The organism is Kocuria palustris, assembly GCF_007666205.1.
Classification (GTDB): Bacteria; Actinomycetota; Actinomycetes; order Actinomycetales; family Micrococcaceae; genus Kocuria; species Kocuria palustris_A.
Window position 1 is genome coordinate 75408 of record NZ_VDOR01000006.1, and the last position, 13353, is coordinate 88760.

Genomic DNA, 13353 nt, shown 5'->3' on the forward strand with positions numbered 1-13353 from the left:
AGGAGCGAGGACAGTCCATGAGCACATCCGAGCAGACCGCGCACGGCCCCCGTCCGGAGGAGGCGGCCGTGCTGCGCATCGGCACGCGCGGCTCCGCGCTGGCGCGCACCCAGACCACGTGGGCGGCCGACGCGGTGGCCGAGGCGGCGGGGGTCGAGCACGAGCTCGAGATCATCCGCACCGAGGGCGACGTCCTGACCGGGTCGCTGGCCACGCTGGGAGGGACCGGGGTCTTCGCGGCCGCGCTGCGCGTGGCCCTGCTCGAGGACCGCGTGGACATGGCCGTGCATTCGCTCAAGGACCTGCCCACCGCACCCACCCCGGGGTTGGCCATCGGCGCCGTCCCGCGGCGGGAGGACCCCCGCGACGCCCTGTGCGCGCGCGACGGGCTGCGGCTCGAGCAGCTGCCGGAGGGGGCGAAGGTCGGCACGGGCTCGCCGCGCCGGGCGGCCCAGCTGCTGCTGGCCCGCCCGGACCTGCAGATCGTGGACATCCGCGGCAATGTCCCCACCCGCCTGGCGCGCGTGGCCGGGCTGGACCCGGAGGGGCCCGGAGACCTCGACGCCGTGGTGCTGGCCGCCTCCGGCCTGCGCCGGCTGGGGCTGCAGGCCCACATCACCGAGGCCATCGACCCCTCCGTCGTGCTGCCCGCACCGGGCCAGGGCGCCCTGGCGCTCGAGGTGCGCAGCGAGGTCCTGCAGCGCGATCCCGAGCTGGCCGAGCAGGCCTCAGGAGCCGCCTCGGTCGCCGAGACCGCGGCGCCCCGGCAGCGGCCGGGGCAGCAGGAGCTGGACGAGGCGCTGCTCGCCGGGCTGGCACGGGTCAACCACCCCGAGACCCGCTGGGCCGTGACGGCCGAGCGCGCCCTGCTGGGCCGGCTCGAGGCCGGCTGCGCGGCCCCTGTCGGCACGCTGGCCACCGTGCAGGACGGGATGCTGACCCTGCGGGTGGCGGTGGCCGCCCCGGACGGGTCCGAGGTCATGCACCGCACCGAGGCCGCCCAGGACCTCTCCGCGGGTGCCGCGCGAGAGCTCGGCCGCCGCGTGGGCGACGGGCTCCTGGCCGACGGGGCGGCGCGACTGGCGGGGCTGGCCTGAGACCTGTGTCCTGTCCGAGCGAGCCCACCGGGACGCAGGAGCCGCGGCGCAGCCCCCTGGAGGGCATGCGCGTGATCGTCACGCGCATGCCCGATCGAGGTGCGTCCCTGACGCGGATGCTGCGAGAGCGCGGCGCGCAGCCGATCCTGGTCCCGGTCCAGGAGGCCGAGCCCGTGGACGGCGGCGAGCGGCAGGAGCTGCTCGACCTGCTGGATGCGGCCGCCGCCGGCCCGCGGGACCGGGAGCCGCTGTGGCTGGTGATCACCTCGGCCAACACCGTGCGAGCTCTGGCGCTGCTGTCGCGGCAGGAGAGGGGCCGGCGACTGGCCGAGCTGCTCGCCGCTGCGCTCGAGGGCGGGCTGCGCGTGGCCGCCGTCGGGCCCGCGACCGCCGCCGAGCTCGCCGAGCACGGGCTGCCCGTGCATCTGCGCCCGCACCGGGCGTCCTCCGCCGCCGGGCTGCTGGACACGTGGGCCCGGCCCGAGCGGTCGGGGCCGGGGAAGGGGCCGGGCACCGTGCTGCTGCCGCAGTCGGCGGCCGCATCGCCCCGGCTGTCCCGCGGGCTCGGCGAGCTCGGCTGGCGGGTCGAGCAGCGGGTCGCCTACCGGATGGCCGCATGGCCCGCCGACGACCCGCTGGTCAGCGCCCCGCCCGCCGAGCAGGACATCGTCTGGACCCTCTCCCGGGCGCGCCGGGAGCTCGCCGCGGGGAGCATCGGCGCCGCCGTGCTCACCGCGCCCTCCGCAGCGCGTGCCCTGGCCCGCGGCGCCGTCGCGGACCTGCGCCCGGTGGCGCTGGCGGCGATCGGCCGCCCGACGCAGGCGGCCGTCGTCGAGCTCGGCCTCGAGGCGGTCGTCGCCGACAGCACCGACCCCCCGGGGCTGATCGAGGCCCTCGAGGAGTCCGCGGTCCGCGCCGCACGACCGGGGCCGCCGGGGAGCAGCACATCCGAGCACACCACTCAAGCAGCACAGGAGGACCTGTCATGACCGAACCGCATCCCCGCCGCACCGACGCCCGCCCGCATGCCGTCGACCTGCCCGTGCGCCCGCGGCGCCTGCGCCAGTCCGCCACCATGCGCCGTCACGTGCGCGAGACCCGCTGCCACCCGGATCAGCTGATCCTCCCGGTCTTCGTCAAGGAGGGGCTGTCGTCCCCGGTTGAGCTCACGTCCATGCCGGGCGTCGCCCAGCACAGCATGGACTCGCTGCGGCGCGCGGCCGCCGAGGCCGCGGAGCTGGGCCTGGGCGGGATCATGGTCTTCGGGGTGCCGGCCTCCCTGGACGCCCAGGGCTCGGGGCTCACGGATCCCGACGGCATCCTCAACCGCGCGCTGCGGGAGGTCCGCGACGAGGTCGGCGACGACCTGCTCGTGATGGCCGACCTGTGCCTCGACGAGTTCACCGACCACGGCCACTGCGGCGTCCTCGACGACCGCGGCGAGGTGGACAACGACGCGACCCTGGAGATCTACGCCCGCGCCGCCGTCGTGCAGGCCGAATCCGGGGCCCACGTGCTGGGCCCGTCCGGGATGATGGACGGGCAGGTCGGCGCGATCCGCGGCGCCCTCGATGCCGCGGGGCACATCGACACCACGATCCTGGCCTATGCCGTGAAGTACTCCTCGGCGTTCTACGGGCCGTTCCGCGAAGCCGTGGACTCGGCGCTGACGGGGGACCGCAGGACCTACCAGATGGACTCCGGCAACCGCCGCGAAGCGCTGCGCGAGCTGGAGCTGGACCTGGCAGAGGGCGCCGACATGGTCATGGTCAAGCCGGCCATGTCGTATCTCGATATCCTGCGGGAGGTCGCGGACCGCTCGCCCGTGCCGGTGTCCGCCTACCAGATCTCCGGCGAGTACGCGATGATCCAGGCCGCCGCCGCCAACGGCTGGATCGACCGGCGCGCCGCCGCGCAGGAGTCGGTCCTGTCGATCGTGCGCGCCGGCGCCGGCACCGTGCTGACCTACTTCGCCGCCGATCTCGCCCGCTGGTGGCGCGAGGAGAACGGCCTGCGCTGAGCGCATCCGGACCGCCGTCGCCGCCCCGCCGGGGCGGCGCCCACAGACCGCGGGCCGACGCCCGCGACGGCGAGGAAGCCGCCGCGGGCGTCGGCCCGGACCACCCGAGAGGAACCCATGACCGTCTCAGCAGAGCTCTTCGAGCGATCCCGCCGCGTGATCCCCGGAGGGGTGAACTCGCCCGTGCGGGCGTTCGCCTCCGTCGGGGGGACCCCGCCGTACATCTCCGCGGCGCGCGGTCCCTACCTGACCGATGCGGACGGCCGCGAGTACGTGGACCTGGTCGGGTCGTGGGGCCCCGCCCTCGTCGGCCACGCCCACCCCGTCGTGCTCGAGGCCGTGCACGCCGCCGTGGAGAAGGGCCTGTCCTTCGGCGCCTCCACCGTGGGCGAGACCGAGCTGGCGGAGCACATCGTCCAGCGCGTCGCCGCCCTGGACGAGATCCGCATGGTCTCGACCGGGACCGAGGCCACCATGACGGCCCTGCGCCTGGCGCGCGGGGCGACCGGGCGCGATCTCGTCATCAAGTTCGCCGGCTGCTACCACGGCCACGTGGACTCGCTGCTCTCCGAGGCCGGCTCCGGCGTCGCCACGCTCTCCCTGCCCGGCTCGGCCGGCGTCACCGCGGCCACCGCTGCCGAGACGCTCGTGCTGCCCTACAACGACCTCGACGCGGTGCGCGCCGCCTTCGCCGAGCACGAGGGGCGCATCGCCGCCGTGATCACGGAGGCCTCGCCCGCCAACATGGGCGTCGTCCCGCCGGAGCCCGGCTTCAACGCCGGCCTCCGGGAGATCACGCGGGAGAACGGCGCCCTGATGATCTTCGACGAGGTGCTCACCGGCTTCCGCGTGGACCCCGCCGGCTACTGGGGCCTGACGGCCCCGGGGGAGGGCGGCTGGGAGCCCGACATCTTCACGTTCGGCAAGGTTATCGGCGGCGGCATGCCCGTCGCGGCGCTCGGCGGGCGCCGGGAGATCATGGAGCAGCTGGCTCCCACGGGCCCCGTCTACCAGGCCGGGACGCTGTCCGGGAACCCGGTGGCCATGGCCGCGGGCCTGGCCACCCTCCGGCTGGCGGACGACGACTGCTACCGGACCATCGACCGCCTCTCCGAGCAGCTGCGCGCCGAGGTCTCCTCCGCCCTGTCGGCCGCCGGCGTGAACCACTCGATCCAGAGCGCGGGATCGCTGTTCTCGGTCGCGTTCGGGACGCAGGACCGCGCCGTGCGCTCGTACGACGACGCGAAGGGCCAGGAGGTCTTCCGCTGGGCCCCGTTCTTCCACGCGATGCTCGACCAGGGCGTCTATCTGCCGCCGTCGGTCTTCGAGGCGTGGTTCCTCTCGGCCTCCCACGACGAGTCGGCGATGGAGCGCATCGTCGACGCGCTGCCGAAGGCCGCCGAGGCCGCAGCGCAGGCCCGCCCGGACCAGGGCTGAGGCGCGCCGGCGGGAGGGGCCGACCGCCCTTCCCGCCCGGCCGCCCCGTGCGCGCCGCTGCGAGCCCTCTGCCGGGCGCCGGGAGGCCGGATCGCAGAAGCGCCCCCGGGTCGGCAGCAGCTGCGGCCGATCCGGGGGCGCTTCGTCGTGGGAGCGCGCGGGCTCTCAGTTCTTGTCGTTGCCCAGGACGTTGTCCTTGGCGTCCTTCAGGTTCTCGCCGGCCTGCTTGAGCCCGGAGCTCGACTCCTGCTGCTCGCCGGCGCCCTTGAGGCGCTCGTCGCCGGTCGCGTCGCCGAGCTTCTGCTTGGCCTGGCCCGAGGCCTCCTGGGCCTTGTTGCTGATCTTGTCACCGAGTCCCATGGGAACCTCCTGTGCTCAGATGCCGACCGGAAGGTCGGCGCGGGACCATCAGCCTACGTGACGGTCCGTTCCGCCCCGCAACCCTCGGTGCGGCTGCGGGGGACCCCGGAGGCGGCGTTCAGCGGACTCCCAGCCTGCTGCGTCCGGAGCCGGGGCGGCTCATCCGTCCAGGTCGCGCACGGGCCACGTGCCGTCGATGACGATCGACGGATCCTGCTTCCGCTCGCGCAGGAAGGCCTGGAAGTCGGCGGCCTGCTCCCGGGACCATCGGACCTGCGCCTCGTGGATCTGCGCCGGGCTCAGGTGCAGCTCGTCGAACTCGTCGGCCAGGCGGCGGGCCACCTGCTCGGCCGCCAGCGCATCGGCGCCCGAGGTGTGGGCCTCGGACAGGACGACGCCGTAGGCCTCGGACAGCGCCACGAGCGTGCGCTTGCCGCGCCACCGCACACGGACGTGCTTGTGCATGACGTAGGGGTCGAGCACGGGGAAGGCTCGGGGCGCCTCGAGGCCATGCCGCCGGGCCTCCGCCGCCAGGACGGTGAAGTCGTACGAGGCGTTGAACGCCATGACGGGGATGCCCCGGCCCATCAGCTGCGCGACGGCGGCGACGATCTCCGGGACGACCTCCGAGGCGGGCCGGCCCTGCTCGCGGGCCTGCTCGGTCGTGATGCCGTGGACGGCGGCCGCGCCCTCGGGGATCTCGATGCCGGGGTCCGCCAGCCAGTCCCAGCGCCGGGAGACGGTCCCGTCGGGCTCGATCAGCAGCAGCGCGGCGGTCACGATGCGGCACTGCTCGGCGTCCTTGCCGGTGGTCTCGAGGTCGAAGGCGGCCCGGGGAAGCTGCGGCCAGGGGAGGCCGGCGGCGACCTGGGGCTGCTCGGCGCCCGCGGCTCGGCCCTCGCCCCCGGGGTCGGCGCGGGCCTCGGTCTCCTCGGCGCCGAAGAGCGGCAGCTGCTCCGCGGTCTCGGCGCCGCCCCGGGCCTCGGCCTCGGGGGCGCCGTCCGGCGGGGTCGGGAGGTCGAAGAGCGGATCGGTCCGGTCGGGTCGGCTGGTCATGCCGCTCACGGTACGGAGGCGCTCCGACAGCACGGGGTGCCGCGTCACGGCCCGGTCGCCGGGGCTTGTGCTGTCGGAGACCTGTGGTGCGATGTCGGCATGCCCGAGCAGACGTCTCCGCAGCCCCCCGAGCCCGTCGTCGATCTCGCCCCGGCCAGGTCGGGCTGGCGGATCGTCCCCGCCCGGACCGGCTCGCTCGCCCTGCCCCCGCTGTCGGAGCTCGACCCTCGCCAGCGGGAGATCGCCCAGCTCGGACCGGGCAGCGGCCCGCGGTTCGTGCTCGGGGCGCCGGGGACCGGGCGCACCACCGCCCTGCTCGCGCTGGCCGCCCGTCAGCTGCGGGAGGGCCTGCCGGCCGACCGGCTGCTCGTGCTGAGCCCCTCGCGCGCCTCCGCGGCCCGGGCCCGGGACGCGCTCACCGCCACCGCGGCCACCACCATGTCGTCGCCGCCCGTGCGCGCGTGGCAGGCCTACGCCTTCGACCTGCTGCGCCGTGCGCAGGCCGAGGGGCTGCTGCCGGGCGTCTCGGAGGCGCCCCAGCTGATGTCCGGCCCCGAGCAGGACGTGCTCATCAAGGAGCTGCTGGACGGGCACCGGCGCGGTCACGGCGCGGCCGTGGTGTGGCCGCCCGATCTCTCGGAGGCCGTGGGAACCCGCGGCTTCCGGCACGAGATCCGGGACCTCTTCGACCGCGTCTCCGAGCACGGGCTGAGCCCGGATGGCCTCGAGGAGCTCGGCCGGAGCATGGACCGCCCGGACTGGGTCGCGGCGGCCGCCCTGCGCCGCGAGTACCTGCGGGTGCGCCGCCTGCGGATGCCGGAGGCCTTCGACCCCGCCGGCCTGGTGAGCGAGGCCAGCCGCGTCCTGGAGGCGCACCCGGACTTCCGGGACAGGGAGCAGCAGCGCCTCGAGCTGGTGGTCGCGGACGACCTGCAGGAGGCGACGCCGTCGATCCACCGGTTGCTGGAGGTGCTGTGCCGGGGACGGGACGTCGTGGTCGCGGCCTCTCCGGACACCGTGGTCCAGGGCTTCCGCGGGGCCCGCCCCGACCTCCTGCGCGGACTGGAGGACCGGCTGGGCACCGCGCAGCGCCCCGTGGGACGGCATGTGCTCGGCACCGGGCACCGCATGCCGGCGGGCGTCCAGCTCGCGTGGCAGCGCACCGCCGAGCGCATCCCGGCGATCGGCGGCGCCCGGGACGCCCGGCGCCCGGCCCCGGCTGCCCCGTGGCCTGCGCAGCCCCCTGTCGAGCCGAGCGCGGCGCCGGCGGCCGGGGCCCAGGAGGATGCGGCGTCGTCGACCGTCGCCGCATCGCCGCGCCCGCGGGCCGCGATCCTGGCCTCGGCCTCCCAGGAGGCCCGGTGGATCGGGCACGCCGTCCTGCAGCGGCATCTGCTGGAGGACGTCCCCCTGCAGGACATGGCGGTGGTCGTGCGCTCGAGCGACCGCCTCCAGTCGCTGGAGCGGCATCTCACGGCCCTCGGAATCCCCGTGACCACCTCGGCGGCCGAGACCCCTGTGCGGGACGAGTCCGCGGTCAAGCCGCTGCTGGCGGCCCTGCGCCTGATCGTCGCCGAGCGCGCGGAGGCCGCCCAGGAGGATGCGGAGGCGCGGACGGGCGGGGCTCCGGGAGCCGCCGCGCCGCTGGAGGCCGAGGAGGCCGTCGAGCTGCTGAGCTCGCGGATCGGCGGGGCCTCGGCCATGGATCTGCGGCGGCTGCGCCAGCGGCTGCGCGCCCACGAGCTGCGCTCGGGCGGGGGCCGCAGCTCGGACCGGCTGCTCGTCGAGGCCCTGCTCGATCCCACGGTCATGGAGGACGCCGGCGTCCGCGCCGCCCCGGCTCGCCGCGTCTCCCGCATGCTCCAGGCCGGGCGCACGGCGCTGCGTGCCGAGAGCGCCACCGCGGAGACCGTGCTGTGGGCGCTGTGGGAGGCCTCGGGCGTCGCCGGGCGATGGCAGCGCGCAGCCCTGGCCGGGGGCCCCGAGGGGCAGCGCGCCGACCGCGACCTCGACGCGGTCGTGGCCCTCTTCGGCACCGCGGAGCGCTTCGTGGACCACCGCCCCGGGGCGGGGCCGCAGGAGTTCCTCGACTTCCTGGAGCACCAGGACCTGCCCATGGACACGCTCGCCGCGCGCGCCCCCGCGGGGGACTCGGTGGAGATCATGACGCCGGCCACCGCGGCCGGCCGCGGCTGGCCCGTCGTGTTCATCGCCGGGGTGCAGGACGGCCGGTGGCCCAACACCACGCTGCGCGGACAGCTCCTGGGGGCGCAGCTGCTCTCGGAGGCCGTCGAGCTCGGTCCGCAGACCGCGGCGCGGTCCAGCCCCGCCGCCCGGCTCGCCGAGGTCCGCCACGACGAGCTGCGCCAGTTCGCCACGGCGGTCTCCCGCTGCTCCCGGGAGCTGATCGTCACTGCCGTCTCCGGGCCGGACGACGAGCCCTCGGAGTTCGTCGACCTGGTGGACCCATGGGACCCCGCGGTGCATCCCGAGGCCGCCGATGCGGCCCGTCCGGTCCTCGCCGCTCCGCGACCGCCCACGCTGCGTGCGCTCACGGCCGAGCTCAGGTCCGCGCTGACCCGGGACTCGCAGCCACCGGCCCGTCGCCGCGCGGCCGCCGGTCTGCTGCACCGCTTCGCGGCGTCGCCGGAGTCGGTGCCCGGCGCCTCCCCGGACACGTGGTGGGGGCTGCTGCCCCTGTCCTCCACCCAGGAGGTCCTGGACCCGGAGCAGCCCGTGCCGCTGTCGCCGTCGCGCATCGAGACGATCCAGCGCTCGCCGCTGGACTGGTACGTCTCCACGGCCCGGGCGGAGGAGGCCTCGGATGCCTCCCGCTCCGTCGGGACGCTGGTCCATGCGATCGCGGAGGAGCACCCCGAGGACACGGGCGACCAGCTCGTCGCCGAGCTCGACCGGCGGTGGAGGGAGCTCGGCCTGCCGGACACGTGGGAGTCCGACCTGCTGAAGGAGCGCGCCGAGACCATGGTCCGGCGCTTCGCGGAGTACGTGATCGCGGCGCGCAAGGACGAGCACCGGCGGCTGGTGCTCGTCGAGGGCGGATTCGAGGTCCTCATCCACGGCAGAGCCCGCGATGCCCTGCTGCGCGGGCGGGTGGACCGGCTGGAGATCGATGCCCAGGGTCGCTACGTCGTGGTCGACCTGAAGACCGGTCGCAGCGCTCCTGCCGGCAAGGACCTGCCGGATCACCCGCAGCTGCTGGCCTATCAGACCGCGCTCGCAGCCGGCGCCGGCGACGCCATGGCCCGGAGGCAGGACCGGGGCCATGACTCCGAGGACCAGCCGGAGGCGGAGGCCCCCCTGGTGCTGCCGGAAGGTCCCCTGCGGCATCTGCCCGGCGGAGCGCTGCTCGTCCAGCTCGGGAAGGACACCGCCAAGGTCAGCACGCAGCTCCAGGACGGGCTGGGCGTCGAGGACGGGGACCGGGTCAGGGAGCTCGTCACGGCCGCGGCGGACCTCGTGGCGGGCGACCGCTTCCTGGCCGGGCACGCGGCCGGATCCGGGGGGAGGTTCGGCGGCCTCGGTTGCCGCATCCCCGAGATCTGTCCCCTGTGCGCCGAAGGGCGGCAGGTGACCGAGTGAGCGCCTCCCGCCCCCATCAGCCGAATCCGCCGACCGCCCACCGCACCCAGGAGCCCCGCATGGCCCATGACGCACCGCAGGACGCCGAGCATCCGCATTTCGGCGTCGAGCCGCGCTGGAGCGCGGCCGAGCTCGCCCTGGCCCTGGGCGGCAACGTGCCCACCGAGCAGCAGCAGGAGGTGATCGAGGCCCCGCTGAGTCCGCGACTGGTGGTCGCCGGCGCGGGGTCCGGCAAGACGGCCACCATGGTGGACCGCGTGGTCTGGCTCGTCGCCAACGGCATCGTGCGCGCGGATCAGGTGCTCGGCGTGACGTTCACCCGCAAGGCCGCCGGAGAGCTGCGCGATCGCGTCCGCGGCCGGCTCGGCGTCCTGAGGGCCAAGGGGCTCGTCGTCGATCCGCACGGGGCGCACGACCGCGGTGCGCGGCCCGGCGAGCCGGAGGACCGAGCCGACGCAGCGGACGGGAGCGCTCGGACGGACGGCGGCGAGGACCCGATCGCGACCGTGCTCGAGCCCACCGTGCTGACCTATCACTCCTACGCGAGCACGCTCGTGCGGACCTACGGCCTGCGGATCGGCGTCGAGCCGGAGACGGCGCTGCTCGGACAGGCGCAGGCCTGGCAGATGGCCTCGCGCGTGGTCGAGTCGTGGGACGGGCCGGTCCCGCCGGACTTCAAGCTCTCCACGGCCACCCAGCAGGTGCTGGCCCTGTCCTCCGGTGCGGCCGAGCACCTGCTGGAGATGGACACGATCCGGGAGTACAGCGAGCGCCTGGGGCACCGGATGCTCGAGACGCCGGCTCGCCCGGGAAGCCGGAAGAAGAGGATCACCAAGGAGCAGACGGCCACGGCCGAGCGCCTGCTGCGCACGGGCGTCCTGTGCGGGATGGCCCAGCGGTACCAGCAGGCCAAGCAGGACGCCGAGGTCATGGACTTCGGGGATCTGCTGGCCCGCGCGGCGCGGATCGCCGCGGAGGATCGCACGTGCGCCGCCGCCGAGCGCGAGCGCTTCCGCGTCGTGCTGCTCGACGAGTTCCAGGACACCTCCCACGCGCAGATGGAGATCTTCGCCCGCCTCTACGGGCGGGGCCACTCCGTGATGGCCGTCGGGGATCCGCAGCAGTCCATCTACGGCTTCCGGGGGGCCTCGGCGGGGCAGCTGTTCGGGTTCGCCGAGCACTTCCCGGCGCCGGGGGATCCGGACGACGCCGTGTCCTTCCTCACCACCGCGTGGCGCAACGACGTCGCGATCCTCGATGCCGCGAACCACATCGCCGGGCCCCTGCGCACACCGCCGCCGTGGGCCGATGGCGGGTCGGGGCGGGGACTGACGGAGGTCCCGGGGCTGGAGCCCCGCCCAGGTGCGCCGCGCGGCACCGTGCAGATCACCGGGCACCGGACCGACCAGGAGGAGGCCGCGGCGATCGCCGACGCCGTGCTGACCGCGCGGTCCGAGGCGCCGGCCGACCGGCCCCTGCCCACCACCGCCGTCCTGTGCCGCCGCAGGGCCCAGTTCGAGGCCGTGCGCCGCGAGCTGGAGGCCCGGGACATCCCCGTCGAGGTCGTGGGCATCGGCGGCCTGCTGCAGGTCCCGGAGGTCGTCGACGTCGTCGCCACGCTGCGGGTGCTGACGGACCCGGGGCGCTCGGACTCCCTGGCCCGGCTGCTGACCGGCGCGCGCTGGCGGATCGGGGCCCGGGACCTCGTGGCGCTGGGCGACTGGGCCGGGCACCTCGAGCGCCGACGCACGGCGGCCGCCGACATGGGCCTGATCGAGGCCGTCGACGAGGCGGGGGACCCGGACACGGCCGCCGCCGGGCTGCGCCGGGACGAGGACGCCGGTCCGGCCGCGGACCCGGACGAGGTGCTGATCGAGCCGGACATGGTCGATGCCGCCTCCCTCGTGGAGGCCGTCGAGACGCTCCCGCGCCCCGGCTGGGTCTCGGGGGCCGGACGCAGCCTCACGGAGGTCGGGCGGCAGCGGCTCGTCGCGTTCGCCGAGGAGCTGGCCGAGCTGCGCACCTGGCTGTCCGAGGACCTCCCCACCGTCATCTCGGTCATCGAGCGGACCCTGGGCCTGGACATCGAGATCGCCGCACGCCCCGGCGCCCGCGCGGAGCAGGGCCGCCGGGACCTGGACGCCTTCCTGGACCTGGCCGCCTCCTTCACCTCGACCAGCGGGGCCCAGGACGCCGGGTCGTTCCTCGCCTGGCTCGACGTGGCCGCCCAGGAGGAGAAGCTGGACACCGCGCCGCCCGAGCCCGCACCGGGGGCCGTCCAGCTGCTGACCGTCCACGCCTCCAAGGGCCTCGAATGGGATCACGTGCATGTCCCGGGCATGAATCAGGGGCACTTCCCCTCGACCCGGGACTCCCGCTGGACCAAGAGCGCCTCGGACGTCCCGTGGCCCCTGCGCGGCGACCGGGACTTCCTGCCGCAGTGGAGCGAGGACACCTCGGATCTGGAGGCGCTGCCCGCGTCGCTCGCGCTGTTCGAGGAGGACGCCGCCCAGCACGCGGAAGCCGAGGAGCGGCGTCTGGCCTACGTGGCCTTCACCCGCGCCAGGACGCATCTGCATCTGTCCTCGACGGCGTTCTCCGGCACGGCGGCCTCGCGCCTCGTGCCGTCCCGGTTCCTGCTGGAGCTGCTGCCCCTGACCGGCGAACGGGGCCTGGAGATCGCGCGGGAGGCGGCGCAGGACAAGGCCTTCGAGGCATCGCCCGTCACGCTGCCCCAGGACGGGGAGGCGACCCCCGTCGAGGGGATCGACCTGGCCGGCTGGGTCGAGGTGGGCCCCGAGGAGGCCAACCCGGAGACGTCACGGCGCCTCTGGGCCCTGTGGCCGTACGACCCTCTCGAGGGCCCGGAGATCACCGAGACCCGCGGCGACGGGGAGCGCCGGCCGTCGGCGCCGTCGGCGGACCCGTCGCAGGACACCGCGGAGCAGCAGCGGGAGGTGCGTCCGCCGGCTCGCGCGGGCCGCCGCCGCGCGGTCGAGGCCGCTGCCGAGCTGGTCCGGCGCGGTGGCGACCTCGAGCCGGGGGCGGAGGCGGACCCGGCGGAATGCGATCCGCGCGACGATCCGCAGGCGTCCCGCTGGATCGAGGAGGCCCGGATCCTGCTGGCCGCCCACGAGCGGCGCAGCGATGTGCAGGAGCTGGCGCTGCCCTCGCACCTGTCGGCCTCCACGGTCGTCGCGCTGGGCCGTGACCCCCGCGCGGTCGCCGCGCAGTTCCGTCGCCCCATGCCGCGCCGGCCCGGAATGGCGGCTCGTGCCGGGACGACCTTCCACTCGTGGGTCGAGGACCACTTCGGGTCCTCGGCGATCTTCGACCTGGACGAGCTGCCGGCGGCGGACGACTTCGTGGACGAGGCCTACGACCTCCCGCGCCTGGCCGAGACCTTCCGCGCGAGCGAGTGGGGGCGGCGGCAGCCCTGGTCGGTCGAGCACGCGATCGAGACCCCGATCGCCGGGGTCACCGTACGGGGCCGCATCGACGCCGTGTTCCGCGGCGACGACGGCACCTGGGAGCTCGTCGACTGGAAGACCGGTGCCGTGCCGAGCGCGCGGGAGCTGTCCGAGCGCGCCGTCCAGCTGGCCGTCTACCGGCTCGGGTGGTCGCGGCTTCAGGGGGTGCCGCTCGAGGACGTCTCGGCGGCCTTCTACTACGTCGCCGCGGACCGGACCATCCGCCCGCACGATCTCGCGGACGAGGAGCAGCTCGAGCGGATGGTGGCCCGCGCCTTCGGCTGAGCGTCCGAGGCCGCGCCCGGCCGGGCCG

The 13353-nt window shown here is 75.6% G+C and carries 8 protein-coding genes; 6 read left to right on the forward strand and 2 right to left on the reverse strand.

Annotated elements, in window-relative coordinates:
• Positions 1–17: 17 nt before the first annotated feature.
• The 4 genes from hemC (at position 18) to hemL (ending at position 4554) form a co-directional block, all read left to right on the forward strand.
• The gene (gene hemC, locus FSY66_RS07675; protein ID WP_260853576.1) at positions 18–1097 is read left to right on the forward strand and encodes a hydroxymethylbilane synthase; all 1080 of its coding nucleotides are present in this window, start codon (positions 18–20) and stop codon (positions 1095–1097) included.
• 5 nt (positions 1098–1102) lie between these two features.
• Positions 1103–2086 carry a uroporphyrinogen-III synthase gene (locus FSY66_RS07680; protein WP_144793154.1) on the forward strand — a complete coding sequence of 328 codons (984 nt, stop codon included), beginning with the start codon at positions 1103–1105 and terminating at the stop codon, positions 2084–2086.
• A complete protein-coding gene (gene hemB / locus FSY66_RS07685; RefSeq protein ID WP_144793157.1) occupies positions 2083–3117 on the forward strand; it encodes a porphobilinogen synthase in 1035 nt (344 codons plus the stop codon). The genes FSY66_RS07680 and hemB overlap by 4 nt, the downstream gene beginning before the upstream one ends.
• Positions 3118–3234: 117 nt before the next feature.
• Entirely contained in the window at positions 3235–4554 is a 1320-nt protein-coding gene (gene hemL / locus FSY66_RS07690; protein WP_144793160.1) for a glutamate-1-semialdehyde 2,1-aminomutase, read from the forward strand.
• A 165-nt stretch (positions 4555–4719) separates the two neighbouring features.
• On the opposite strand, the gene FSY66_RS07695 is transcribed toward hemL, so the two are convergent.
• Positions 4720–4914: a CsbD family protein gene (locus tag FSY66_RS07695; RefSeq protein WP_144793163.1), complete on the reverse strand. Its 195-nt coding sequence runs from the start codon at positions 4912–4914 to the stop codon at positions 4720–4722.
• 159 nt (positions 4915–5073) lie between these two features.
• Positions 5074–5970 (reverse strand): 3'-5' exonuclease, encoded by an 897-nt coding sequence (locus FSY66_RS07700; protein WP_144793165.1) that lies wholly within the window; start codon positions 5968–5970, stop codon positions 5074–5076.
• Positions 5971–6069: 99 nt separating this feature from the next.
• Here FSY66_RS07700 and FSY66_RS07705 point away from each other — a divergent pair, with 99 nt between their 5' ends.
• Positions 6070–9570 (forward strand): UrvD/REP family ATP-dependent DNA helicase, encoded by a 3501-nt coding sequence (locus FSY66_RS07705; RefSeq protein WP_144793168.1) that lies wholly within the window; start codon positions 6070–6072, stop codon positions 9568–9570.
• A 59-nt stretch (positions 9571–9629) separates the two neighbouring features.
• Positions 9630–13325, forward strand: a complete 3696-nt coding sequence (locus FSY66_RS07710; protein ID WP_144793171.1) for an ATP-dependent helicase — start codon at positions 9630–9632, stop codon at positions 13323–13325.
• The last annotated feature ends 28 nt before the right edge of the window (positions 13326–13353 follow it).

What these genes read in the sequence shown, in the direction of transcription:
- FSY66_RS07695 (WP_144793163.1), bottom strand. Translation starts at nt 4,914, where the DNA reads ATGGGACTCGGTGACAAGATCAGCAACAAGGCCCAGGAGGCCTCGGGC.
- FSY66_RS07710 (WP_144793171.1), top strand. Translation starts at nt 9,630, where the DNA reads ATGGCCCATGACGCACCGCAGGACGCCGAGCATCCGCATTTCGGCGTC.
- hemL (WP_144793160.1), top strand. Translation starts at nt 3,235, where the DNA reads ATGACCGTCTCAGCAGAGCTCTTCGAGCGATCCCGCCGCGTGATCCCC.
- hemB (WP_144793157.1), top strand. Translation starts at nt 2,083, where the DNA reads ATGACCGAACCGCATCCCCGCCGCACCGACGCCCGCCCGCATGCCGTC.
- hemC (WP_260853576.1), top strand. Translation starts at nt 18, where the DNA reads ATGAGCACATCCGAGCAGACCGCGCACGGCCCCCGTCCGGAGGAGGCG.
- FSY66_RS07705 (WP_144793168.1), top strand. Translation starts at nt 6,070, where the DNA reads ATGCCCGAGCAGACGTCTCCGCAGCCCCCCGAGCCCGTCGTCGATCTC.
- FSY66_RS07700 (WP_144793165.1), bottom strand. Translation starts at nt 5,970, where the DNA reads ATGACCAGCCGACCCGACCGGACCGATCCGCTCTTCGACCTCCCGACC.